Annotated in this window: 22 protein-coding genes; 9 read left to right on the top strand and 13 right to left on the bottom strand. The window is 68.6% G+C overall.

Annotated elements, in window-relative coordinates:
* Positions 1-131 precede the first annotated feature (131 nt).
* The 4 genes from VHP37_33440 (at position 132) to VHP37_33425 (ending at position 3,747) form a co-directional block, all read left to right on the top strand.
* The gene (locus VHP37_33440) at positions 132-1,358 is read left to right on the top strand and encodes a DUF3300 domain-containing protein (GenBank protein HEX2831279.1); all 1,227 of its coding nucleotides are present in this window, start codon (positions 132-134) and stop codon (positions 1,356-1,358) included.
* Positions 1,359-1,399: 41 nt separating this feature from the next.
* Complete coding sequence (locus VHP37_33435; protein ID HEX2831278.1) at positions 1,400-2,341, top strand: DUF2950 domain-containing protein; 942 nt, start codon at positions 1,400-1,402, stop codon at positions 2,339-2,341.
* A gap of 82 nt (positions 2,342-2,423) precedes the next feature.
* The gene (locus VHP37_33430) at positions 2,424-2,627 is read left to right on the top strand and encodes a hypothetical protein (protein HEX2831277.1); all 204 of its coding nucleotides are present in this window, start codon (positions 2,424-2,426) and stop codon (positions 2,625-2,627) included.
* Positions 2,628-2,685: 58 nt separating this feature from the next.
* On the top strand, positions 2,686-3,747 hold the full coding sequence (locus VHP37_33425) for an AraC family transcriptional regulator (GenBank protein HEX2831276.1): 1,062 nt from the start codon (positions 2,686-2,688) through the stop codon (positions 3,745-3,747).
* Here the strand turns inward: VHP37_33425 and VHP37_33420 are convergent.
* The 6 genes from VHP37_33420 to VHP37_33395 form a co-directional block, all read right to left on the bottom strand.
* On the bottom strand, positions 3,722-6,712 hold the full coding sequence (locus tag VHP37_33420) for a PAS domain S-box protein (GenBank protein HEX2831275.1): 2,991 nt from the start codon (positions 6,710-6,712) through the stop codon (positions 3,722-3,724). The genes VHP37_33425 and VHP37_33420 overlap by 26 nt on opposite strands.
* 115 nt (positions 6,713-6,827) lie before the next feature.
* Positions 6,828-7,022, bottom strand: coding sequence for a hypothetical protein (locus VHP37_33415; GenBank protein ID HEX2831274.1), 195 nt, complete (start codon positions 7,020-7,022; stop codon positions 6,828-6,830).
* Between the two features lie 13 nt (positions 7,023-7,035).
* Complete coding sequence (gene infA, locus VHP37_33410; GenBank protein HEX2831273.1) at positions 7,036-7,308, bottom strand: translation initiation factor IF-1; 273 nt, start codon at positions 7,306-7,308, stop codon at positions 7,036-7,038.
* Positions 7,309-7,640: 332 nt separating this feature from the next.
* Complete coding sequence (locus VHP37_33405; protein ID HEX2831272.1) at positions 7,641-7,841, bottom strand: hypothetical protein; 201 nt, start codon at positions 7,839-7,841, stop codon at positions 7,641-7,643.
* A gap of 85 nt (positions 7,842-7,926) precedes the next feature.
* A complete protein-coding gene (locus tag VHP37_33400) occupies positions 7,927-8,628 on the bottom strand; it encodes a DUF3379 family protein (protein HEX2831271.1) in 702 nt (233 codons plus the stop codon).
* A gap of 72 nt (positions 8,629-8,700) precedes the next feature.
* Complete coding sequence (locus tag VHP37_33395; GenBank protein ID HEX2831270.1) at positions 8,701-9,666, bottom strand: tripartite tricarboxylate transporter substrate binding protein; 966 nt, start codon at positions 9,664-9,666, stop codon at positions 8,701-8,703.
* A gap of 196 nt (positions 9,667-9,862) precedes the next feature.
* On the opposite strand from VHP37_33395, the gene VHP37_33390 reads away from it, so the two are divergent.
* Positions 9,863-11,017: a putative sulfate/molybdate transporter gene (locus tag VHP37_33390; protein ID HEX2831269.1), complete on the top strand. Its 1,155-nt coding sequence runs from the start codon at positions 9,863-9,865 to the stop codon at positions 11,015-11,017.
* Between the two features lie 15 nt (positions 11,018-11,032).
* Here the strand turns inward: VHP37_33390 and VHP37_33385 are convergent, their stop codons facing one another.
* The 4 genes from VHP37_33385 to VHP37_33370 are packed head-to-tail and all read right to left on the bottom strand — an operon-like array spanning position 11,033 to position 16,732.
* The gene (locus VHP37_33385; GenBank protein ID HEX2831268.1) at positions 11,033-13,720 is read right to left on the bottom strand and encodes a response regulator; all 2,688 of its coding nucleotides are present in this window, start codon (positions 13,718-13,720) and stop codon (positions 11,033-11,035) included.
* Positions 13,717-14,610, bottom strand: a complete 894-nt coding sequence (locus VHP37_33380) for a phosphate/phosphite/phosphonate ABC transporter substrate-binding protein (protein ID HEX2831267.1) — start codon at positions 14,608-14,610, stop codon at positions 13,717-13,719. The genes VHP37_33385 and VHP37_33380 overlap by 4 nt, the downstream gene beginning before the upstream one ends.
* 57 nt (positions 14,611-14,667) lie before the next feature.
* On the bottom strand, positions 14,668-16,053 hold the full coding sequence (locus VHP37_33375) for a sensor histidine kinase N-terminal domain-containing protein (protein ID HEX2831266.1): 1,386 nt from the start codon (positions 16,051-16,053) through the stop codon (positions 14,668-14,670).
* Between the two features lie 4 nt (positions 16,054-16,057).
* The gene (locus tag VHP37_33370) at positions 16,058-16,732 is read right to left on the bottom strand and encodes a response regulator transcription factor (protein HEX2831265.1); all 675 of its coding nucleotides are present in this window, start codon (positions 16,730-16,732) and stop codon (positions 16,058-16,060) included.
* A 79-nt stretch (positions 16,733-16,811) separates the two neighbouring features.
* On the opposite strand from VHP37_33370, the gene VHP37_33365 reads away from it, so the two are divergent.
* Positions 16,812-17,117 carry a hypothetical protein gene (locus VHP37_33365; protein ID HEX2831264.1) on the top strand — a complete coding sequence of 102 codons (306 nt, stop codon included), beginning with the start codon at positions 16,812-16,814 and terminating at the stop codon, positions 17,115-17,117.
* A gap of 3 nt (positions 17,118-17,120) precedes the next feature.
* Here VHP37_33365 and VHP37_33360 read toward each other — a convergent pair whose 3' ends face one another.
* A complete protein-coding gene (locus VHP37_33360) occupies positions 17,121-18,053 on the bottom strand; it encodes a LysR substrate-binding domain-containing protein (GenBank protein HEX2831263.1) in 933 nt (310 codons plus the stop codon).
* Between the two features lie 98 nt (positions 18,054-18,151).
* Here VHP37_33360 and VHP37_33355 point away from each other — a divergent pair, with 98 nt between their 5' ends.
* The 3 genes from VHP37_33355 to VHP37_33345 all read left to right on the top strand — a co-directional run bounded on the left by VHP37_33355 (position 18,152) and on the right by VHP37_33345 (position 21,351).
* The gene (locus tag VHP37_33355; protein HEX2831262.1) at positions 18,152-19,114 is read left to right on the top strand and encodes a tripartite tricarboxylate transporter substrate binding protein; all 963 of its coding nucleotides are present in this window, start codon (positions 18,152-18,154) and stop codon (positions 19,112-19,114) included.
* A gap of 71 nt (positions 19,115-19,185) precedes the next feature.
* Positions 19,186-20,148, top strand: coding sequence for a hydroxymethylglutaryl-CoA lyase (locus VHP37_33350; protein HEX2831261.1), 963 nt, complete (start codon positions 19,186-19,188; stop codon positions 20,146-20,148).
* Between the two features lie 9 nt (positions 20,149-20,157).
* Positions 20,158-21,351: a CaiB/BaiF CoA-transferase family protein gene (locus VHP37_33345; GenBank protein HEX2831260.1), complete on the top strand. Its 1,194-nt coding sequence runs from the start codon at positions 20,158-20,160 to the stop codon at positions 21,349-21,351.
* Positions 21,352-21,366: 15 nt separating this feature from the next.
* Here the strand turns inward: VHP37_33345 and VHP37_33340 are convergent, their stop codons facing one another.
* Together VHP37_33340 and VHP37_33335 are read right to left on the bottom strand one after the other, a co-directional pair.
* Positions 21,367-22,383 carry a transporter gene (locus VHP37_33340; GenBank protein ID HEX2831259.1) on the bottom strand — a complete coding sequence of 339 codons (1,017 nt, stop codon included), beginning with the start codon at positions 22,381-22,383 and terminating at the stop codon, positions 21,367-21,369.
* Positions 22,384-22,387: 4 nt separating this feature from the next.
* A complete protein-coding gene (locus VHP37_33335; GenBank protein ID HEX2831258.1) occupies positions 22,388-23,041 on the bottom strand; it encodes a C39 family peptidase in 654 nt (217 codons plus the stop codon).
* Between the last annotated feature and the right edge of the window lie 54 nt (positions 23,042-23,095).

Here is a 23,095-nt window from a genome sequence, read left to right as displayed (position 1 = left end):
TATTGGACCATCGTCCAATGGTGGCGGCGCGACGCGCTACCTAGGATGGACTGTGACCGCATGTCGTGGAGATTCCCCCTGTGAAACTGATCGCGCGCCTGCTGCTCGTCGTCGTCGCCGTCGCCGCGTTCGTGCCGCGCGCGATGTCCCAGGAGGCCAAGCCGTTCGCCAAGGAAGAGCTCGAGCAGCTCGTCGCGCCGATCGCGCTGTATCCCGACGCGCTGATCGCGCAGATCCTGATGGCCTCGACGTATCCCCTCGAAGTCGTCGAAGCGGCGCGCTGGTCCAAAGCCAATCCCAAGGTCACGGGCAAGGCGCTCGAGGACGCGATGCAGCAGCAGTCGTGGGACGCGTCGGTCAAGTCGCTGACCGCCTTCCCGCAGGTGCTCGAGAGCATGAACGCCAAGCTCGACTGGACGCAGAAGCTCGGCGATGCGTTCCTCGGACAGCAGAAGGAAGTGCTCGCGGCGGTGCAGGCGCTGCGCGCCCGGGCCGACGCCGCGGGCAACCTGAAGACGACCAAGGAGCAGGTCGTCAAGAAGGAGCAGCAGGTCATCGTCATCGAGCCCGCCAATCCCGAGGTCGTGTACGTGCCGAGCTACAACCCGACCGTGGTTTACGGCGCATGGCCGTATCCGGCGTATCCGCCGGCGTACTACTACCCGCCCGGTTACGTCTACCCGCCCGGCGCCGCGCTCTTCAGCTTCGGCGTCGGCATGGCGGTCGGCGCCGCGATCTGGGGCAACTGCGACTGGAACGGCGGCAGCGTCAACATCAACAACACCAACAACTTCAACAATTTCAACCGCACCAACATCGGCAGCGGCGACCGCAACTGGCAGCACCGTCCCGAGCATCGCAAAGGGGTGGGTTATCGCGACAACGCATCGCGTGAGCGCTTCGGCCGCGGCCAGCAGGCGGGTGTGGCGAATCGTGAGGCGTTCCGCGGCCGCGCCGAGCAGGGCCGGCGTGACATCGGAGCCGGCGCCGCCGATCGCATGAAAGGCGGCGGTATCGGTGACCGCGGCGGCATCGGCGATCGCGGCGGTATCGGCGATCGTGGCGGCGGCATCGGCGACCGTGGCGGTATTGGCGACCGTGGAGGCATCGGCGACCGCGGCGGCGTCGGCGACCGCGGCGGGTTCGGCGACCGCGGCGGCGGGATGCGGAACACGGGCGGTGGCGGCGGCTTCCAGGGGCTCGGCGGCGGCGGCGCGCAGACGCGCGACTTCAGCAGCCGCGGCGCGGCGAGCCGCGGCTCGTTCGGCGGCGGCGGCGGTGCTCGCGCCGGAGGCGGTGGCGGCGGCGGACGCGGCGGCGGTGGCGGCGGGCGAGGCGGCGGGGGAGGACGGCGATGAACGCACTGCGCGCTGACACGCTCACTTCGACGAGGCTTTCCATGACGCATGCGATCTATCGATTCCTGGTGACGTTCGTCGCGGCGCTCGCGCTCGTCGCGGCGGCGCCGGCGCCGACGTTCGCGGCGGAGAAGAGCACGCAGACGACGTTCAAGAGCGCCGAGCAGGCGATGGAAGCGATCGCCGCCGCGCTCGCCAAGGACGACATGAAGACGCTGCGGGCGATGCTCGGTCCCGACGGCGAAGCGATCCTGAACTCCGGCGACCCGGTCGAGGACAAGGAGACGCGCCAGCGCTTCACCACCGCGTACAACGAAGCGCACAAGATCGACCTGAAAGGCAACACCGCGTGGATCGTCGTCGGCAAGGACGACTGGCCGATGCCGATCCCGGTCGTCCAGGGCAAGGACGGCTGGCGCTTCGACACCAAGGCGGGCAGGGAAGAGCTGCTCAACCGCCGCGTCGGGCGCAACGAGCTCAATACCATGCAGGCGGTGCTCGCCTACATCGACGCCCAGAACGAGTACTACGTGCGCAACCCGGAGAACGCGCCGCTCCTGCACTACGCGCAGAAGTTCGTGAGCACCAAGGGCAAGCGTGACGGGTTGTACTTCCCGACCAGGGCGGGCGAGAAGGTGAGCCCGTTAGGGCCGCTCTTCGACGCGCGGCACGCCGCGGGTGCGATCCAGGAAGACCACGGCGGCAAGCCGGGGCCGTATCACGGCTACCTGTTCAGGATACTCAAAGGGCAGGGCAAGGCCGCGCCCGGCGGCGCCTACGACTACGTCGTGCGCGGCAAGATGATCGGCGGCTTTGCGGTGATCGCGTATCCCGCCACCTACGGCAACTCGGGCGTGATGACGTTCATCGCGAATCAGGACGGCGTGATCTACGAGAAGGACCTCGGCGCCGACACCGCCAGGCTCGCGCAGAAGATCGCGCGCTTCGATCCGGACCGCACCTGGAAGAAGCGCGACAAATGAACGCGCGGCTCGCACGCATGGCGCTGCTCGCCGTCTGGCCGGCGGGCGCGCTCGCGGCCGATTCGGGCGGGCGCACACTTCGATGCCTGCGAATTGCTCCGACCGCACCGTGAACTGCGTGCTCGACGACGGCGCGCCCACGGTGCAGCAGGCGGCGCCCATCGACACCTACCCGGTTCCGATGCGCGACGGCCCGCCGCGCCCGTCGCAGCTCCCGTCCGGGCCCGGCGCGGACCGTCCGCCCGCGGACGGCGATACCGGGCCGGCGCGGGGCAGGCGGCGCTGACGCGCTTCGCGGCGTCAGTGTCCGGCTGCGCGGAGCGCCGTTCCGGCGAAGCTCGTCGATGACACGCACCGCGATGATGACGGTCAACGCAGCGACGGGCCTGCTGCCGGCGATCGCCGCGGCGGGCGGCGACCCCGACGCGGTCCTGCGCGCGGCACGCCTCGACCGCGCCACGCTCGAGCGCGTCGACGCGCTGATACCGAGCAGCGCGTTCGCGCGCCTGCTCGATCAGGCCGCGCGCTCCACCGGTGACGAGTGCTTCGGGCTGCACTTCGGCGAGCGCTTCGACGCGCGAGACCTCGGGCTGCTCGCGTACGTGGTGCTCAATTCGCCGACCGTCGCGGCCGCGATGTACAACATCGGCCGTTACGTGCATCTGCACAACAGCGGCCTGCGCATGTCGTTCGGCACCGAAGGCCGTCGCGCGTGCCTGCGCTATCGCGTGAGCGACGGACCGCAGCATGAAGTGCGCCAGCAGAACGAGTACAGCATGGCGGTGCTGTGGCTGACGCTGCGCGGCATCACCGAAGGCGACTGGGCGCCGGCCGCCGTCGAGTTCGCGCACGACACGCCCGGGCCGTGCCGCTACGAGCGTGTCTTCGGCTGCGCCGCGCGCTTCAGCTGTCCTTCCAACGCGCTCGTGCTGGAGCACGATTTCGTCGAGAGGCGCGTGCGCGCCGCGGACCACAAGCTCTACCGCGCGCTGCGGCGGCAGTTCGACCGCCTGCTCGCGCGCTTCCCGCGGCGCGACGACATGCTCGATACCGTGAGGCGCGCCATCGGCGAGTCGCTGGAGAGCGGCGACGCCAGGCTCGAAAGCGTCGCCGCGAAGCTCGCGACCAGCCCGCGCACGCTGGAGCGCCGTCTGAAGGAGCACGGCATCTCGTACCGCGAGCTCGTGAGCGAGACGCGCAGGCACTACGCGGTCGGCTACCTCCAGGACGCGAAGCACACGGTCACCGAGATCGCTTTCCGCCTGGGCTATTCCGAAGTGAGCGCGTTCAACCGCGCGTTCAAGCGCTGGACCGGCGGGACGCCGGTTGCGTACCGGCAGAGCGCGCTCGCACGCGCCGCCGGCGAGCGCGCGCCGGAGCTCACGCGTCCTGCCGCGGCACCGTGAAGTAGAAGGTCGCGCCCGGGCCCGCGTTGTTCGCGGCCCACAGCGTGCCGCCGTGCGCCCGGATGATCGAGCGGCAGATCGAAAGCCCCATGCCGAGGCCTTCGCGCTTGGTCGTATAGAACGGCTCGAAGATCCTGTCTTCCTCGCCTGCGTCGAGCCCTGGACCGCGATCGCAGACCGCGACCCTGTCGACGCCGTTTTCGTGGTCTGCGCGCAGGGCGATCAGGCGCTCGCCTTCGGGGCGTTCGGCGATCGCGTCGAACGCGTTCATGACCAGGTTCAGCACCACCTGCTGGAGCTGCACCCGGTCGCCGAGAACCGGCGGCAGCCCGCTCTCGATGTCGAGCGTTATGCGGATGTCCTGCATCACCGCGTCGCTGTGCACGAGCGCGGCGACCTCGCGCACGACTTCGCCGAGGTCGACGGCGGTGAGCTCGGGCTCGTTCTCCTTCCTCACGAGCCGCCTCATCTGGCGGATGACCTCGGCGGCGCGGGCGGTCGCCTCGACGACGTCGTCGAGTATGTCGCGGATCTCGTCACGGTCGAAGGCGTCGTTCTCCATGAAGCGCTGCGCGGCGCGCGCGTTGCTGAGGATCGCGGTCAGCGGCTGGTTCAGCTCGTGGGCGAGGGAGGCGGCGAGCTCGCCCATGAGCGACACGCGCGCGACGTGCGCGAGCTGCGCGCGCTGCTCCATGAGCTCGCGCTCGGTGTTCTTGCGCTCGGTGATGTCGGCCGCGGCGCCGATCACCTGGTCGGCGCGTCCGTCGAGGCCGACGAGCGGCCGCTTCATCGTCTGCAGCCAGCGCACGTTGCCTCGCGCGTCGGTCAGCTTCTCCTCGGGTATGAAGCGTTCCTGCACGTTGTCCATCACCTCGAGATCGATCTTGCGGAAGAACTCGACTTCCTCGGGGTTGCGATTGAGGTCCGCGTCGGTCTTGCCGATGAGATCGTCGGGCTGCAGGCCGAAGACGTCGGCGATGGCGCGGTTGGCGAGGGTGAAGCGGCCCGCGCGATCCTTGGCGAAGATCAGGTTGGGCGTGGTATCGATGACCTGTCGCAGGAAGGCGCGCTGCTTCTCCAGCGATTGCTCGGCGAGCTTGAGCTCGGTCACGTCGACGCACGTGCCGATGTAGCCGAGAAACGTGCCGTCGGGATTGTAGTGAGGCGCGCCGTGGTCGAGGATGTTGCGATACTCGCCGTCGTGCCGGCGCAGCCGGTAGTCGAGCGTGAATGGGCGCAGTGCGCCGAAGGCGCGGTGGTAAGTGTCGATGACGCGCCCGACGTCGGCGCGATGAATGCTTTCGCTCCAGCCGTCGCCGAGCTCCCGCTCGAGCGAGCGTCCGGTGAAGCGCAGCCAGCCGTTGTTGACGAAGGTGCAGCGCGCATCGGGTCCCGACAACCAGATCATGACCGGCGACGTGTCTGCGATCGTGCGGAAGCGCGCCTCGCTCTCGCGCAACTGCTCCTCGGCGTACTTGCGCTGGGTGATGTCCAGGACCACACCCATCCTGAGCGACTCGCGCCCCGGCGCGCCGGCGACGGTGCGCCCTTTGGTCAGTACCCAGCGCTCCGCGCCGCTGGGCAGGCGGATACAGTACTCCGATTCGAAAGGCAGGCCCTCGGCTTGGGCGAGTTCGACTTCTGCCTCGACGCGGGCGCGGTCGTCCGGATGTATGCGACGAACGATGTCGGCGAAGGCGACTTCGTCGTCGGCACCGAAGCCGAACATCGCGCGCAGCGGCGCATTCATCCAGAGCGTGTCGCCCGCGAGGTCGCGCGACCACAGGCCGAGCTCGCCGGCTTCCGTCGCGAGCGCCATCAGGTCCTGGCTCTCCTGCAGCGCCCGCTGCGCGCGGCGGCGGTGGCGCCGCTCGGCGAAGAGCGCCGCGATCATCGCCGTCTGGATCAGTATGACGACCAGCGCGCCGGCGATGTGCCAGCGGTACTCCTCCCACGCCGACGGCTGCCGATAGCGCACGACGCTGTCGGCCGGCAGCGCGCTCTCCGCGATCCCCCAGCGCTTCAACGCGCGCGCGTCGAACATGGGCACGGTATCGGTGCGTATCTCGAACGGTATGTCGGACGGCGCCGCACCGGCGAGCATGTGCAGCGCGAGCTCGCCGGCGCGCCGGCCGAACGCTTCGGCGCTCGCGAGCGATCCGCCCAATACACCGGTGCCCAGATGGGTGTCGGTCGTGGTATATACCGGCACGCTCGCATTGCGCCCGAGCCATTGCGCGACTTCGGAGGAGATGAAGGCGTGGCCCGCGGCATCGCGAAAGAGCCGCGTGTACAGGATCGCCGTTCCCCGCGAGAGCTTCTGCACGCGGCTGCGCAGCTCGTCCATGGCGAGGCCATCCCATACTTCGACGTTCACGCGTTGCGTGTAGCGCCTGGCGGCGCTCGTCGCGAGGTCGAGCATCTCGCGGTCGATCGGCGCGGTGCCGCCGATGATCACGATGCGCTCCAGCCCGGGCTGGAGGCGCAGCATCAGGTCGAGCGTGGCGCCGGGATTCATGCGCTGCGCGAATCCGGTCACGTTCGTGCCGAACGCGCGCCGCGCGAAGCTCTCTTCGGTATAGCCGGCGACGATGACGGGTTTGCCGGGAAAGATGTCCTCGAGCACCCTGGCGGTGACGCCCAGGTTGCCGACGAAGACCAGCATGACGAGATCGGGCGGGTTCCCGGCGTATTTCGCCGTGAGGTACTCGCCGAACACCTGCCGCGTGCGCTCGGCGGGGAACCGGATGACGTCGAGGTTCTCGGCGTAGATCTCGATGCGCGGGGCGCCCGGCGCCCGGAGCGCGCCGAGGATCTGCTGGTCGACCAGGATGAAACCCGGCGCGAGCCGGCTGCCGGTGGAGATGAGCAGCACGCGCTTGGTCGCGGCTTCCTGGGCGTGGAGGTTCGCAGCGAGCGCGCTCAGCACGAGGAGGAGCGCGGCGATCCAGGATCCGCGTTTCATGCGGTTCAGCATAACGCGCTTCGCCGCAGCTGTCCGAATACGGCTTACGTTCTGCGGAGTTGCATTGCAGCAGCGCCGGCGACAGCACCGAGGGCCCACAGGCCGTCGGGGTGCTTCAGGTCAATCGATCCAGTGCAAGCTCGCCCCGGCGAGTGATCTTCAGCACGGGGCCTTTGCCGGTCGCAGCCACGAAGCCGCCTTTGAGCAGTTTCGCGGCTGTGGCGGGCGGCATGTCCATGACGCCGGCGGTTCGCGCGGCAAGGCGCAGCCACGGTATGTCGGCGATGGTCAGCGCCGGTAAATGCGACACGTTTGCCCTCCGATCAGGAGGTGCGACGGCGCGCCATGGCGCCCGGCGGCGGCGCACCAGTGCGCTCGTCCTTGTGCCGGAACGAGATCCTTCCCTTCGACAAGTCGTAAGGCGACATTTCGAGCGTCACACGGTCGCCGGCGAGCACGCGGATGCGGTGCTTGCGCATCTTCCCGGATGCATAAGCGGTGATTTGCGGCCCGTTCTCTATCTGCACGCGAAACACCGCGTTCGGCAGCACTTCGTTGACCACCCCTTGCAATTCGACCATTTCTTCTTTCGGCATATCGCTCCTGAAAAATGAAAAGGCCGGGTCGCACCCGGCCTCCGAGCCGAAGCGGCTCGGTCGAGCCGCCTGGATGTTGCAATGACGAACTGCCGGACAATAGGCCCCCGGCGTGCCGCGGTCAAGGTACATCTGCCGCCGGATTCGCGCACGTTGTGCTCGACTTCGTATGTAAACCTTACGCGAGCGCGTAGGGAGAACGGGTCCTCCTAGAGGCGTGAGGATGACGCGGTTCGCGCTTTTCGAGATCTACGGCATCGTCGATGCCGGCCAGGACGCTGCGGAAGGGCTGTACGGCGACTCCCTGAGAGTCGCCGTAATGCCGTAGAGGTCTAGGACCGCGGCGACGTGTGCCACGCGCCCTCGGCATAACCGTAGCGCCGGGCGTCGGCGATGCATTCGGCACGCGAGTCGAAGCGGATCGCCGAGTGCACGATCACATGGCCGTTGCGCGCGGTGACGCCCCAGCGCCAGCGGCCGTTCGCATCCTCGGAGAACGCCCAGTTGAGATCGTCGGCGGGTGGGGACGTCATGCGCCCACCGCCGTCCTGAGACTGAAAAGCTGCTGTCATATGCACGTTACAGACCCGTTCGGGCGCGGTTTACTTACAGCGGGCGCTATTCCGGTTTCGTCCGGGACCGCAGGAGCAGCTTCTCGATGCGCCTCGCCGCGTCCGGCGAGCTCGCGACCACGATGAAGCCTCCCGTCGCGGCCGCGTTCATGAGACCCACCATCCGCTGATCGGCGACGAGCACGCGCTGCACCGCCGGCAGATCCGGCGCGAGGATGACGTCCGCCTGCGTGACGTCCGAGGTCACGACGATGTGCTGGCAGCGCACCCCGTCGCCGAGCCGGCACTCGCCGACGTACTCCGCGCGCGCGTCGCTGGGAATCCCGAGGCCGACACGGCGCAGCTCGTCGCCGACGGGGCGGCGCGGCGCGGGCGGTCCCACGCGCTGGTGCTCGCGGACGACTTCCGCGATGGCCGCGACCGCCGGATGCTTCGCGCTGAGCGTATACAGCGCCGGCGGCGGCCGGTAGAGCTGCAGCGCGAGTAGGCCCGACGCCAGCACCAGCGCGGCGGCCGTGAGCGCGGTTCTTTTCCGGCGCCGCTGCCGCCACGCGTGCGCGAGCAGCAGCCGGTCCGCGAGCGAATCGGGCGGGGCGATCAGCAGCGCCGTTTCCAGCGCCGCGTCGAGCTCGGAGGCCGCGGCGGCGACGCGGGTGCACTTGACGCAGCGATCGATGTGCATGCGGTCGATCGCGCTGCGCTCTCGCGGCGCGGCCAGCAACATGCGTTCGATCTCCAGACAGCCCATCGTGCGGATGCGTACGTGCCCTCCACACGGTGAGACCTGCGCGCGCCGCGAATCCTTACCGCCTGCCGCATGTCATTGCAGATGGATCTGTCCGACCCGGATGACATCGCCGTATTTCGCCATCTCGCGCCTGACCTGCGCGAGAAGCTCCGCGGGCGAGCTCGCGACCGCGTCGAGGCCTTCGCGCGTCATGAATTCCCTGACGCGCGGCGTCGCCACCGCCTTTTTGATCTCGGCGTTGATCTTCTGCACGATCTGCGGCGGCGTGCCCTTGCGCACGAACATCGCGTACCAGTTGTCCGCCTCGAACCCCGGATAGAAGGTGTTCATGGTCGGCAGTCCCGGGAAGGCGGAGGACGGCTTCGCGGTGGTCACCGCGAGTCCTCGCACCTGCTTGTTGCGCACGAAGCTCGCCGCAGACGGACCGGTCGCGAAGAGGTAGTCGGTCTCGCCCGCGACCACCGACTTGACCGCCGGTCCGCCGCCCTTGAACGGTACGATGGTCACGTCCAGCCCCGCTTTCTGCTTGAGCATCTCGGCCGCGAGATGGCTCGTGCTCCCCGGCGTGTTCACCGCGCAGTTCAGCAGGTTCGGCTGCTTCTTCGCGAGCGCGACGAGATCCGGTACCGTCTTTGCCGGCACGCTCGGGTGCGTGATCAGCACCAGCGGCGCGGAAGTGATCCAGCTCACCGGCTCGAGGTCCTGCAGCGGATCGACGTTCCAGCGTCTGCCGTACAGCGTCGGGTTGATCGCGAGGGTCGCGGTGGTGAAGAGGATGGTGTAGCCGTCCGCCGGCGCTTCGATCGCCGCCTGCGCGCCGATGAGCCCGCTCGCGCCGGGCTTGTTATCGACGATGAAAGTTTGCTTCATGCTGCGGCCGAACGCGTCGGCGATGACGCGCGCCTGGATGTCGGTGCCGCCGCTCGGGCTGAACGGCACGATGATGTGCACCGGGTTCTCGGGGTACTGGGCTGCGTGCGCGGTCGCCGCGCACAGCACGCCCGCGGCAAGCGCTGCGTAAGCTCCTCGGACTTTCATCGTTTCTCCTCGTCTCGTTGTCCGGCCCGATACGGCCGGTGAGCGTGAGAGTCCGGGGTGTGGACGAAAGATTCGCGACACGCAGCGCACGCGAGAAAAATATGTCGGGAGCGGGGACCACGGTGTGCGCTCGGCCATCGTCCGGTCGATCCTGCTACGATCGCCGCAGGCACACTTCAGCATCGGCCGCCTCGACATGGAGCGAAGCAGCGCACCGCCTGTACGGGCCGCAACCGGCAACCGCTACGACCGCAGCGAATGGGCGGGCGCGTTCGGCGACCTGGGAACGCTGATTCCGTTCGTGGTCGCGTACACCGCGCTCGGCAGCCTCGATCCGGTCGGCATCTTTCTGGGCTTCGGTGTCGCGCTGTGCATCGCCGGTGCGTACTACCGCACGCCGTTCCCGGTGCAGCCGATGAAAGCGATCGGCGCGGCGGCGGCGACGCAGGCGGGCGTCACCGCGGGGACGATCTATGCGGCCGGTCTCATCACCGGCCTCGTCTGGCTGGTGCTCGGTCTCTCGGGCGCGGCGCGCCGCGTGGCCGCGCTGCTTCCGCGTCCCGTCGCGGTGGGCATCGTGCTCGGACTGGGCCTGGGCTTCATGCTCGAAGGCCTGCGTGCGATGGCCTCGCACTGGGTGTTCGCCGCGATCGCGCTGCCGGTGACGCTGCTGCTGATCGACAGCCGGCGCTTTCCGGTCATGTTCGTGCTGCTCGCGGGCGGGGCGGCGTATCAGCTCGCGGTCTCCCCCGAGCTGCTCGCGCAGCTGCGCAGCGTCGACCCGCAGCTGCGGCTGCCCGAATTCACATGGCCGGCGATCGGCCTGCACGAGCTCGGCGTCGCCGCCCTGATGCTCGCCTTACCCCAGGTGCCGCTCACGCTCGGCAACGCGGTCGTCGCGATCGTCGACGAGAACAACAGGCTGTTTCCGCATCGCCCCGTGACCGAGCGGCAGGTGGCGATCTCCACCGGACTCATGAACATCGGCGCCTCGGCGATCGGCGGCGTGCCGATGTGTCACGGCGCCGGCGGCATGGCCGGCCACGTGCGCTTCGGCGCCGCGACGGGAGGCGCGCCGATCATCCTCGGCGCGATCCTGATCGCGGCGGCCTTGTTCTTCGGCGCATCGATCATGACCGTGCTGAAAGTATTCCCGCAGCCGCTGCTCGGGGTGATCCTGTTCCTCGCGGGCTCGCAGCTGGCGCTCGGATCGTGCGATTTCTCGAAGGACAAGGGCGAGCGCTACGCGACCCTCGTGACCGCCGCGTTCGCGATCTGGAACGTCGGCATCGCGTTCGTGGCGGGGATCGCGGTCTACGCCGCGTGCAGGCGCAAGTGGGTGCGCTTGTGACCGCGCTCGCAAGGCTTACGCCGCCGCGGGCGCGTTCTCGCGCACCCAGCGGTCGAGCGCGGCGCGCATCTGCACGCGGGTGTAGGGCTTCGACAGGTGATCGTCCATGCCGGCCTTCAGGCATTCGTCGCGGTCCTGCTGCATCGCGTTCGCGGTGAGCGCGATGATCGGGATGCGCTTGCGTCCGGTCTCCGTCTCGCTGCAGCGGATCTGCCGCGTCGCTTCGAAGCCGTCCATCTCGGGCATGTGACAGTCCATGAGGACGACGTCGAAATCGCCGCCATGGTACGCGTGCAGCGCTTCGGCGCCGTTGTTCGCGACGGTGACGTCGAAGCCTTCGCGCTTGAGCATCGCCAGCGCGACCTGCTGGTTGACGAGGTTGTCTTCGGCGAGCAGCAGCCGGCCGCGCTCGACGCCCTGCGCGGGTTTCGGATCGACCTGCGCCGCGCGCTGCGGTGCCGCCGCCGACGCGCCGTGCAACGCGCCGACCAGCGCATCGTAGAACGCGGACTGCCGCACCGGCTTGGTGACGCACGACCACGCGCCGGCTTCGCGCAGCTGCGCCAGGCGGGCGACCCCGACCGGGAGCAGCATGATCACGCGCACGCCGTTCAGCGCGGCGTCCGACTGCACCCGCCGCGCGACGCTCAGGGCGCCTTCGCCGGCGAGCGCGCTGTCGACGATCGCGACGTCGAACGGCGCGCCGCGCGCGGCGGACAGCGTCAGCTGCTCGATCGCGTGCTGGGCGGTCTCGACCGTACGGTTCGACATGCCCCAGCTCGTGAGCTGCGAAGCGAGGGTGCTCTGCGTCGTCGCGTTGCCGGTGACGATCAGCGCCTTGCGCCCTTCGAGCAGGTTGCGCTGATCGGCTTCGACCGGCCGCGCGCACTTCTCGAAGCTCACCTCGAACCGGAAGGTCGCGCCGACACCGGGCGTCGATTCGACGCTGAGGTTGCCGCCCATCATCTCGACGAGCTGTTTGCTGATCGCCAGACCCAGTCCGGTGCCGCCATGCTTGCGCGTGGTGGATCCGTCGGCCTGCGAGAACGTCTCGAAGATGCGCGCCTGCGCTTCGGCGCTGATCCCCTGACCGGTGTCGGTTACGTCGAAGCGCAGCCTCAGTTCGTGCGCCTCGTCGGCGCACGCCGCGATGCGCAGCGACACTTCGCCTTCCTGCGTGAACTTGATCGCGTTGCCGATGAGGTTCGTCAGCACCTGGCCCAGGCGCAGCGGATCGCCCTTGAGGCGGGAAGGCAGATCGACCGGCAGGCTCAACGCGAGCTCGAGCCCCTTGCTGTGCGCGCGCTCCGCGAGCAGCTCGATGGTGTCCTCGACCGTCTGGCGCAGGTCGAAGTCGATGCGCTCGAGCTCGAGCTTGCCGGCTTCGATCTTGGAGAAGTCGAGGATGTCGTTGATGATGGCGAGGAGCGACGTGCCCGAGCGCTGCACCGTCTCGGCGAAGCGGCGCTGCGTGGACGTGAGGTCGGTCTCGAGCAGGAGCTCGGTCATCCCCAGCACGCCGTTCATCGGCGTGCGGATCTCGTGGCTCATCTTGGCGAGGAAGCTCGACTTCGCGCGGTTCGCCGCTTCCGCGGCGACGCGCGCGGCGGAGAGCTCCGCCTGGGCCCGGTTCCTCGCGGTGACGTCGTGCGCGACGCTGATCTTGCCGACGACGTTGTCGTTCTCGTCGTGCAGCGGCGCCGCCGCGACCTCGACGTCGATCTCGCGGCCGTCCATCGTGCGGGCGACCGTCTCGTACGAGAACGTCTCGCCGCCCTGCACGCGCGCGAAGCGCAGCGCCTCGTCGATCGGGCCGGCTTTCGCGTCGAGCTTGAGGCACTGGCCGACCGCATCGTCGGCGCCGTAGCCGAAGAGGGCGCTCGCACCGGCGTTCCAGGTCGTAATGCGCCCGGTGAGGTCGTTGGTCCAGATCGCCTCGGACGACTGCTTCACGATCGCGGCGAGGCGGCGGTTGTTCTCTTCGGAGTGGCCGAGCGAGGCGATCAATCCCTCGATGTTGTCGGCCATGTTGTTGAACGCGTCCGCGGCCGTGCGCACTTCGGGCGCGCCGTCCGATTTCACGCGCACCGCGTGCTCGCCCGAGCTGAAGCGGTTGGCCGACAGCGCGAGCATGCGCAGCGTGCCCAGGTTGCCCCGGAAGATCAGCCAGATCACCTGCAGCGTCAGCAGCAGGGTGGCGAACACGATCTGGAGCTGGTGGACGAATTGCGACCACAAGCGGTTGCTCGCGGGATTGCGGCTCATCTCGCCGTAGAGACTGCCGTAGTCGGCGCCGCCGCTCTGGACCTCGAAGTTCGCTTCCACGTGGCCGATCGGCACGAGCGCGGTGAACCATTTGGGCGCGAGCAGGGTTTCGCTCTCCTCGTACGCCTTGAGATTGCGGCCGCTCTTGTCGGTCCACGTGAGCTGGAGGATCTCGAGCTTGCGCGTCTGCTGCTTCAGCAGCTGCTCGATCGCGGCGTAGTCGCCGAGCACCGCCTGGTCGGCGACGAGCGGCGCGAGGAACTGCAGCGTTTCGGCGAGCTCGCGCTCGTGCCGCGCGCCGTGCTCGGCCGCGCCTTCGGTGACGAGCAGATAGTTCTGGATGCCGCCGCCGATGAGGCTCGCAAATCCGACCGCGGCCATGAGGCGAGGAATGAGCCCCCACCTCGACCACACGGCCCACGGCCGGAGCGGTTTCATTGCGCCTTGCCCGGGCCGACCGTCTCCGGCTGCGGTTTGACCGGCGTCCGCTTGAAGAACGTCCGGTAGTTGTCGTAATCGCGGTCGGTGGCCGCGACGAAGCCGATCTGGTGCATCTTCAGCAGCTCGGCACCGGCTTCCAGGATCTTGCGGCCCTCGGGGTCGTGCAGCATGCCCACGAAGGCGTCGCGCACCGCGTTCGCCTTGGCCGCGGGCACTTTCGGGTTCGCCATGATCGCGAGATCGTTGTAGACCTCGGAGGTCCACAGGATGCGGTGGTCCAGGCCTTCGCGGCGCGAATAGCGCTCGGCGATGAGCGCGTTCGCGCCGACCGCGGGCACCGAGCCGAACCGCAGCTGCGCGAGCGCCGCCTCCTGGTTCGACATGAACACCGGCTTGACGGCGATTTTGGCCCTCATGAGCGCGTCCATCGGCAGCCAGTAGCCGGCGAAGGCTTCGGGGTTGGCGAAAGCGATTTCGCGCCCGGTGAGGTCGTGCAGGGTCTTCAGCGGCGAGTCGGCGCGCACGACGATCGCGCCGCGCAGGCCGGGGCTCACCGGGCGCGCGAGCACGCGAAAGCCGAGCTTGTCGCGCTCCGGCGTGAAGAAATGGTTGGTGTAGAGGAAGTGGTAGGCGCCCTGTTCGCCCAGCGCATCGGCTTCCTTGGTCGTGCGGGCGAGGCGCAGCTCGAGCGGGACGCCGCTCTTCCGGCTCACGTAGAGCAGGATGGGGTTCCAGTACTGCGACGTCAGCGCGACGGTGCGCTGGTTGAGCACGTTGAACGTGTACGGGGCGTCCTGCGCGGGCGCCGAGGGCGCGAGCGCGAGCAGCGCGACGAGTGATAGCAGGGTCCGACCCAGTTTCCCGAGATGCATGGCTGTTCCGTTCATGGTCTCTCCCGGCGCTGCTGTGTGCCGGGCCAGTCGTCAGTAACGGCAGCCGGGCGCTCAATCTTGAGCGCTGATTTCCGTCCCGGACGCGCGTCCGGGAAATTCGACGGTGAAGACCGACCCGGGGCCGCTGGCGCGATCGCCCACCGATACCCGCCCGTGGTGAGCCTGAGCGATCTCCTGCACGATCGCGAGCCCGAGCCCGCAGCCGTCGCCTTCCGACCCGACGATGCGGTAGAAGCGCTGGAAGATCCGGGCCCGCTCGGCTTCGGGGATGCCGGGCCCTTCGTCTTCGACCTCCAGCACCCGCGCGTCGCCGCGCGTCGCGGTGCGCACCGTCACCGACGCGCCGCGCGGGGTGTAGGAGAGCGCGTTGTCGATCAGGTTGAGCGCGAGGTCGTGGAGCTGCGCGGCGTCGCCGACGATGGAGCACGGACCCAGCTCCAGACCGAGATCGATGTCGCGCTCGATCGCCTTGGGCATGCACTGCGACGCCGCGTTCTTCACCACGTCCGCGACGTCGACCTCATTCATGCTGCGCGCGCGGCCGGGATTCGCCTCGGTGCGGGCGAGCGTGAGCAGTTGATGCGCGAGATGCACCGTGCGCGCGGTCGCCGGCATGAGCATGGCGAGCGTGCGCCGCCACTCCTGCGGATCGCTCTGCTGGAGCGCGTATTCGAGCTGTATGCGCAGCCCCGCGAGCGGCGTGCGCAACTGGTGCGCGGCGTCGGCGACGAACTGGCGTTGCGCCTGCTGCGAGACCGCGAGCTGGCGCAACAGCACGTTGATCGACCGCACCAGCGGCTGCGCCTCGAGCGGCGCGTGCTCTTCGTGAACGGGCCCGAGGTCGCCGGGCGAGCGCGCCTCGAGGTCGCGGCCGAGGCGCCGCAGCGGACGCAAGCCCTTGCGGATGCCGCGCGAGACCAGCCAGCCGACCATCGCGATCAGCGCGATCTCGACGAGCATCACGCCGGTGAATATCTGCCGCGTGAGGCGCGTGCGGTTCTCGTTGGTCTCCGCGACCTGGACGAGCAGCGAAGCGCCGGCGCGCGTGGCGAGCATCGCCGCGACGCGCACCGGGCGGCCGTCGATCACGCTGTCGTAATAGAGGTCCGCGCCCGGCGCGAGTGCCGTGTCCGGCATCGCGACCTTGGCGTCGCCGGCGAGCAGCGTGCCGTCGGCGGCGCGCACCGAGAAGTAGGTCTCGTCGTCGGTGTCGCTGTGCCGCACCGTCTCGTGGCCGGGCGCCGCCGCGAGCGCCGTGTAGCCCGCGGGCGTGTTGATGAGGCGCGCGATGGTGCGCGCGGAATCCATCAGCGCCCAGTCGAGCGCATCGGTGACCGGGTGCAGGATGACCGGGTAGCCGATGAGCGCGGTCAGCAGGAGCAGCCCGGTCAGCGGAAACAGCAGCCACGCGGAGAGCAGCGACCGGATGCTGTTCATCCGCTCACTTCTCCAGGTAGTAGCCGAAGCCGCGTATCGAGCGGATGCGTATGCCGGCGGGCTCCAGTTTCTGCCGCAGGTGCGAGATGTGCACCTCGACCGAGGTGTGGCTCATCTCGTCGTCGAGCGACGCGAGGCCGAAGACGATCTGGTCCTTGCTGACCATGTGGCCCGCGCGGGTCACCAGGAACTCGAGGATCTGCCACTCGCGGACCGTGAGCCGCAGCGGCTCGTTCTCGATCCACGCGCGCTTCGCCTCGGTGTTGAGCTTGAGCGGGCCGAAGTGGAGCTGTTTGTTCGCGGGATCTTCGTGACGTCTCGCGATCGCGCGCAGCCGCGCTTCGAGCTCCTGCAGCGAGAACGGTTTGACGAGATAGTCGTCGGCGCCCAGATCGAGGCCGTGCACGCGGTCCTCGACCGCGTCGCGCGCGGTGAGCATCAGTACGCGCGGCCGTCCCGCGCGTGCGCGCAGCCGCCGCAGCACCTCGTAACCGTCGAGCCCGGGCAGCCCGATGTCGAGCACGACCAGATCGTGCGCGTCGCTCCTCAGCTGCAGGTCCGCGTCGGTGCCGTTGGTGACGACCTCGGTGCGATATCCCGCCTGCTGGAGATAGCGCACGAGCCCGTCGGCGAGCACGGCGTCGTCTTCGACTATTAAGACTTGCAATGGATCGGTCATGACCTGCTCTTTCGTTCAGCCCCGCTTCAGCATGCACTGTTATAACGCAGTCGCACACCGGAACACACAGGAGAATGAAATGTACAAGGCGTGGAGGAACGGCGCGGCGGCATTGGCGGTGCTCGCGCTCCTCGGCTGCGGCGAGCGGATGAGCCGCGAGGACTTTCAGACGCGCGTGCAGAATGCGAGCGAGAAGGAAGTGAGCAAGAAGATCGGCAGGCCCGACGCGAGCGAGAGCCGCGGGCCGGGCGAGAAGGTCTGGGTGTACCACCAGAAGACCTTCAACATCGAGAAGGGCAACACGTTCGACGCGCGCACCGTCGTGGTGTTCAAGGAAGCGGCGGCCGGCGGCGAAGCGCGCGTCGCGGAAGTCAGGTTCGAGTAGCGCTCAGCGTCCGCCGCGGCGGGCCGGCGCCTCGCCCGGCTGCGCGGACTTCACGAGCGCGATGAAATCCTGGATGTGCCGCTCGAGATAGCGGCGCTCCTTCGTCATCACGTAGCACGTGCTCGGCTCGAAGAGATGATCGAGCGGGATCGCGCGCACGCCGCGATCCCGCGCGGGATCGAACGCCATCGTCGCCATGATCGCGACGCCGAAACCCGCTTCCACGTAAGCCTTCATGATGTCGTCGTCGATGATGCTCATCACGATGTTCGGCTCGAGCCGGCTGGAAGCGAACTCCTCCCGCACCAGGCGCCCGAGGCGGTGCCTCTCGTCGTAGGTGATGAGCGGAAACTGCGCCAGGCGCTCCAGCGTGATCCGCTTCTCCTTCAGCAGCGCGTGTCCCGGCGGCGTGATCAGGCTGTGCGTGTAGCGATAGCAGGGGAGTAAGGCCAGTCCTTCGTGATCGACCGGATCGGTGGAGACCCCGATGTCGACGATCTCGTCGCGCAGGAGCTGGCTGATGCGCGGCACGCTGCCCTGCCTCAGCTGCAGCGCGATCCGCGGATGCGTGTCCATGAACGTCTTCAATACCGGCAGCAGGGTGTGCCGCGCGTGGGTGTGCGTGGTCGCGATGACGAACTTGGTCTTCGCGGGCGCGGCGATCTCGCGCGCCTGGCGCTGCAGGTTGTCCGCCTCGGTGAGCACCTGCCGCACCGCCGGCAGCAGGGCGGCGCCGGCATCGGTCAGGCCCACGATGCGCGTGTTCTGGCGATTGAGCAGCACCACGCCGAGCGACTGCTCGAGGAGCTGGAGGTGGCGGCTCACGCCGGGCTGCGAGGTGTGCAGCGCCGCGGCGGCGCGCGAGACGTTGAAGTCGTTGTCCACGACCTCGCGGAAGAAGCGCAGCTGGATGAGCTTGAGGGCGTGCGGACTCATGCGTTAATTCGATCAGATCATACACAAATATTCTTTCTCGGCATAAGTGGCGCGACGTAGACTCGCGGCTCGAACGAGATCCCGAGGAGGAACGCAGGATGAAGGCTCTACCCGCGGCCGTCGCAGCCGCCCTGGCCCTGATGGCGGGCGTCGCGCACGCGCAAAACTACCCGGCGCGGCCGGTCCGCATGATCGTGCCGTTCACGCCGGGCGGCAGCACCGACCTCTACGCGCGCACGCTGAGCCCCAGGCTCGGCGACGCGCTGGGACAGCAGGTGGTGGTCGACAACCGTGCCGGCGCCGGCGGCGCGCTCGGCGCGGATCTCGCGGCGAAAGCGCCGCCGGACGGGTACACGATCTGGATCGGCCAGACCGCCAACCTCGCGATCGGCCCGGCGCTGCGCAAGAAGAGCCCCTACGATCCGGTCCGCGATTTCGCGCCGATCACCATGGTGCAGCGCGCGAGCTCGGTGTTCGTGGTGAGCGCGAGCTCGCCGCTCAAATCGCTCAAAGACCTGATCGCGCTCGCGAAGAAGAGCCCGGGCGTGACCTACGGCTCGGCCGGCGTCGGCACCGCGGGCCACATCAACGGTTTCCTCGTCGCCAGGATGGCGGGCATCGAGCTGCTGCACGTGCCGTACAAAGGCGCGTCGCCGGCGATGCTCGACCTGCAGGCGGGCCGCATCGCGACCATGGCGACCTCGATCGGCTCGTCGGCGGGCCTGATCAAGCAGGGCAAGATCCGCGCGATCGCCACCACCGGCGCCAGGCGCGCGCCCGCGCTGCCGGACGTGCCGACCGTCGCCGAGCAGGGGGTCACCGGCTACGACATCGGCAGCTGGCACGCCGTCCTCGCGCCGGCGAAGACACCCGCGCCCATCGTCGCGCGGCTCAACAAGGAGCTGGTCGCGATCCTGAACCAGCCCGACATCCGGGACAAGCTCTCGCACGAAGGCGGCGAGGTGATGCCGACCACGCCCGATGAAGCCGCCGCTTACATCCGCGCCGAAGTGGGAAAATGGGCGAAGCTTTTGAAGGATGCGAATATCCCGGTCGAGTGAAAAAAGCGTGAACGGGTGAACGAGTGAACGGGTGAACGGGTAACACCGGCGCGCCCATCAAGGAGACAGAAATGGCTGATCTACCGAAGTTCGTGAAAATCAGCGAGGAAGGTCCTCGCGAAGGCTTTCAGATCGAGAAGGGCAACATTCCCACGCAGCGCAAGATCGAGCTGATCGAAGCGCTGTCCGGGACGGGACTCAAGCACATCCAGATCGTCTCGTTCGTGAACCCCAAGCGCGTGCCGGGCATGGCGGACGCCGAGGACGTGGTGCGCGGCTTCAAGCCGAAAGCCGGCGTGAAATACACCGCGCTGTGGCTCAACGAGAAAGGGCTCGAGCGCGCCAAGACGCACACCGACAAGCTCACGCTCGAAGGCAAGATCTCGATCTACGCGTCGGAGAAGTTCTCGACCAGGAACAACAACCGCAACACCGAGCAGGAGTTCGAGTATTCGCGCCGCGTGCTCGAGAACTATCTCGAGAACGGCATCCCGGTGAAGCGCGGCTCGGTGGCGGCGGCGTTCGGCTGCAACTACCAGGGCGACATGCCGGTCGCGCGGATCGTCGACATCGTCAGCCGCATCTTCGATCTGGCCGACGAGTACGACGTCAAGCTCGAAGAGCTGTCGTTCGCCGACACCATGGCGTGGGCGACGCCGCTGCAGATCAAGCAGTTGCTCGGCGCGGTGCGCGAGAAGTGGCCGACGCAGCGCTTCGGCCTGCACCTGCACGACACGCGCGGCATGGGCATCGCGAACGCGATGGCGGGTCTCGAGATGGGCGTGGACATGTTCGACGCGTGCGTCGCGGGTCTCGGCGGCTGTCCGTTCGCCGCTCACAAGGGCGCGGCCGGCAACGTGTGCACCGAGGACCTGGTCTTCATGTGCAACGAGATGGGCATCGAGACCGGCATCGATCTCGACAAAATGATCGAGTGCGCGCAGCTCGCCGAGGAGATCGTCGGCCATCCGCTGCCGGGCTCGGTGAAGATGGGCGGCAATCTCGCGAAGCTGCGCGCGGCTGCGGCGGCCTGAGGATCGGGCATGACTGAAGCAAGCAAAGCACTGCCGCTCGCCGGCATCCGCGTGCTCGAGCTCGGGCACACCGTGATGGGACCGTCGTGCTCGGTGGTGCTCGCCGACCTCGGCGCCGACGTGATCAAGGTCGAGCCGCCCGAAGGCGACCGCACGCGCGCCAACGTCGGTTTCGGCTCGGCGCTGTTCCCGGTGTTCAACCGCAACAAGCGCAGCCTCTGCATCGACCTGAAGTCTGAGGCGGGCAGGGAAGCGTTCCACCGCGTCGTCGAGACCGCCGACGCCTTGCTGGAGAACTTCGCGCCCGGCGCGATGGATCGCCTCGGTCTCGGCTGGGAAGCCCTGCATGCACGGCATCCGCGCCTCGTCTATTGCAGCCTCAAGGGCTTCCTCGCGGGACCGTACGAAAAGCGCGCGGCGCTCGACGAGATCGTGCAGTACATGGGCGGCCTCGCGTACATGACCGGGCCGACCGGCAAGCCGCTGCGCGCTGGCGCTTCGGTCGTCGACATCATGGGCGGCATGTTCGGCGCGATCGGCATCCTCGCCGCGCTGCGCGAGCGCGAGCGCACCGGCCGCGGCCAGCTCGTCGAGAGCTCGCTGTTCGAATCGACCGCCTTCCTGGTCGCGCAGCACATGGGCCAGCAGGCGCTCACCGGCAAGGCGCCGCCGCCGATGCCCGAGAAAGCGAGCTCGTGGGCGGTCTACGACCCTTTCACGACCTCCGACGGCAAGACGGTGTTCGTCGGACTCACCAGCGACAATCACTGGCGCGCGTTCTGCAACGAGTTCGGCGTCGAGCACATGCTCGAGGATCCGGATCTGAAGACGAACCCGCAGCGCGCCCAGCAGCGCGCCAAGATCATGCCGGTGGTCACCGAGAAGTTCTCGCAGGAGACTTTCGATTCGCTCTGCGCGAAGCTCGAGAAGCTCAACATCCCCTTCGGTCCGCTCGCGAAGCCCGGCGACCTCTTCGAAGACCGCCATCTCAACGCAGGCGGCCGCATGCTCGACCTCGTGCTGCCGACGGGCAAGCAGACCAAGATTCCCGGCATCCCGCTCGACATGGACGGCCGCAAGCCCGCGATCCGCATGCAGCCGCCCGCGATGGGCGCTCACACGCGGCAGGTGCTGGAGGAATCGGGCTTCGCCGCGGACGAGATCGAGCGCCTGGTCGCGAACGGGACGGTGATCTCGAAGTAACGAGGCGCGCGGTCTTTAGAAGCGTATCGGCAGCGCGACACCGACGACGAGATCGGGCGAGTCCTGCGTGAGCCCGGCCCCGACGGTCAGGTCGAGGAGCGTGCGTTTCGACAGCGCGATCGAAGTGCCGAGCTCGAGCATCGCGGCGGTCTGCTTCGAGCCCGGCACGGTAAAGCCGCCGACCTTCGTATCGCCGGTGCGCGCGAGCGAGAACCCGCCGCGCAGCGAGACGTCGGGACTCGCGGCGAGGATCGCGCGCACTGCCGCGCTGTTGGTGTCGCCCGGCTCCACGCGCGACCCGGCGACGGTCGTCGACTGGTTGAAGGCGTGCGACACCGAGCCGGTGAACACCAGCGGGTCCATGCGCTTGACCGCGGTCAGCGTCGTGTTCAGCGCGTCGTAACCGGCGCCGAGGGCGGGCGCCGGAACCACCCCGGCCGGCAGCTGCTGCGCCGGCTGCACCTGGCTCGTCTTGCCGCTGCTCTCGTTCCACGTGACGTTGCCGATGAGGCTCGGACGATTCGCGTTCTCGCCCAGGAGCTGCTTCGACACGCCGAACTGAACGTCGCCGATGCCCGTCTCGCTCGCCGAGACGGGCGTCGCTCCGACCACGCTGTCGATGCTCTGGCGTCCGTACGGCACGGTCACTTCGAGCTGCGATTGCCACGGCAGCCCGACCTTGGCGCCCAGCGAGCCGACGAGCGTCTCGCGGGTCACGTCGCGCGTCGCGACGCTCGACGGCGGGACGATGCCGAGCCCGGAGCGGCGGGTGTAGTCGTAGCGCAGCGCGGGCGTGACCTCGAACCTGCCTTTCGGCAGCAGCACGCCGCCCGACACCACCAGCGAGCGCTCGAGCGCGCGCGAGAGCGCTTCCTCGTCGTCCGCCGCCGGCTCGGGCGTGGCCGTGCGCGATGCGGCCGCTTCGCGCTTGTGCGGGGTGGATTCCCGGGCCTGCGCGCCGAGCGCAGGGCCCGACGCGACCAGAATCATGGCGAGCGCGTACAGCGCCGCGGACGTACAGCGGTTTCTCAATTCGTTACCTCAAACTGGATGCAGGGGTTGGCGCGGCGATCGCCACACCGATCGTGCGCGGGTCGACCGCGACGAAGTCGTCGCTGCGCGGCTGCAGGTCGTTCGTGCCGCCGGAGCCTTTCACCACGAAGCCGAGCCGCTTCCGGTGCCAGAGCGACTGGAACGCCGCCAGCGCGATGCGGCGATTGCCGAACGCCGGATCGGCGATCAGCGCGTCGCCCCCGGCGATGCCGCGCAGCACGACGAAGTGATCGTAGTTGGCGATGTGCATCGGCACGATGAGCGGTGCGAGGCGGCGCGCATCGTCCAGCGTAAGGCCGGTATAGCCTTCGGCCTCGAAGCCGCGGCCGCGTGCGTAGCGTTTCATGTCGAGCAGCGAGAAGCCGCCGCGCGTGCGTACGCGCAGCGCGTCGGTCGTGCGCAGCATGCCGCGGGCGACGTCGGTTTCGGTCACCGGGTCGCCGAGGTGATAGCGCAGCAGCGTCGCGAGCGCGGCGGCGCCGCAACTGATGTCCCATTGCTGCATGACGACCTTGTGCTGGCGTATCTCGAGCAGCGAACGCACCGGTGTGGCCGGATGCGCGAGCGCCGCAACGCTGCAGCACGCGGCGCACGCGTAGGCGGCCCAGCGGGGGTGTGTCGACGTGCGTGATCTCATGAAATCCGGTGGGAAAGAACCGCATCCCGGCCCGGGCCGGGATGCGGTGCGCTG

The organism is Burkholderiales bacterium (genome assembly GCA_036262035.1).
GTDB lineage: Bacteria > Pseudomonadota > Gammaproteobacteria > Burkholderiales > SG8-41 > JAQGMV01.
Note: the sequence above shows the minus strand (reverse complement) of the source record. Positions and strands in the feature narration are given on the sequence as shown.

Excerpts from the sequence above, each read along its gene's own strand:
- infA (HEX2831273.1), bottom strand. The coding sequence starts at position 7,308 with ATGCCGAAAGAAGAAATGGTCGAATTGCAAGGGGTGGTCAACGAAGTG.
- VHP37_33425 (HEX2831276.1), top strand. The coding sequence starts at position 2,686 with ATGACACGCACCGCGATGATGACGGTCAACGCAGCGACGGGCCTGCTG.
- VHP37_33380 (HEX2831267.1), bottom strand. The coding sequence starts at position 14,610 with ATGAACGGAACAGCCATGCATCTCGGGAAACTGGGTCGGACCCTGCTA.
- VHP37_33420 (HEX2831275.1), bottom strand. The coding sequence starts at position 6,712 with ATGAAACGCGGATCCTGGATCGCCGCGCTCCTCCTCGTGCTGAGCGCG.
- VHP37_33355 (HEX2831262.1), top strand. The coding sequence starts at position 18,152 with ATGAAGGCTCTACCCGCGGCCGTCGCAGCCGCCCTGGCCCTGATGGCG.
- VHP37_33360 (HEX2831263.1), bottom strand. The coding sequence starts at position 18,053 with ATGAGTCCGCACGCCCTCAAGCTCATCCAGCTGCGCTTCTTCCGCGAG.
- VHP37_33390 (HEX2831269.1), top strand. The coding sequence starts at position 9,863 with ATGGAGCGAAGCAGCGCACCGCCTGTACGGGCCGCAACCGGCAACCGC.
- VHP37_33395 (HEX2831270.1), bottom strand. The coding sequence starts at position 9,666 with ATGAAAGTCCGAGGAGCTTACGCAGCGCTTGCCGCGGGCGTGCTGTGC.
- VHP37_33405 (HEX2831272.1), bottom strand. The coding sequence starts at position 7,841 with ATGACGTCCCCACCCGCCGACGATCTCAACTGGGCGTTCTCCGAGGAT.
- VHP37_33435 (HEX2831278.1), top strand. The coding sequence starts at position 1,400 with ATGACGCATGCGATCTATCGATTCCTGGTGACGTTCGTCGCGGCGCTC.
- VHP37_33350 (HEX2831261.1), top strand. The coding sequence starts at position 19,186 with ATGGCTGATCTACCGAAGTTCGTGAAAATCAGCGAGGAAGGTCCTCGC.
- VHP37_33365 (HEX2831264.1), top strand. The coding sequence starts at position 16,812 with ATGTACAAGGCGTGGAGGAACGGCGCGGCGGCATTGGCGGTGCTCGCG.
- VHP37_33430 (HEX2831277.1), top strand. The coding sequence starts at position 2,424 with ATGCCTGCGAATTGCTCCGACCGCACCGTGAACTGCGTGCTCGACGAC.
- VHP37_33400 (HEX2831271.1), bottom strand. The coding sequence starts at position 8,628 with ATGGGCTGTCTGGAGATCGAACGCATGTTGCTGGCCGCGCCGCGAGAG.
- VHP37_33385 (HEX2831268.1), bottom strand. The coding sequence starts at position 13,720 with ATGAAACCGCTCCGGCCGTGGGCCGTGTGGTCGAGGTGGGGGCTCATT.
- VHP37_33335 (HEX2831258.1), bottom strand. The coding sequence starts at position 23,041 with ATGAGATCACGCACGTCGACACACCCCCGCTGGGCCGCCTACGCGTGC.
- VHP37_33345 (HEX2831260.1), top strand. The coding sequence starts at position 20,158 with ATGACTGAAGCAAGCAAAGCACTGCCGCTCGCCGGCATCCGCGTGCTC.
- VHP37_33375 (HEX2831266.1), bottom strand. The coding sequence starts at position 16,053 with ATGAACAGCATCCGGTCGCTGCTCTCCGCGTGGCTGCTGTTTCCGCTG.
- VHP37_33370 (HEX2831265.1), bottom strand. The coding sequence starts at position 16,732 with ATGACCGATCCATTGCAAGTCTTAATAGTCGAAGACGACGCCGTGCTC.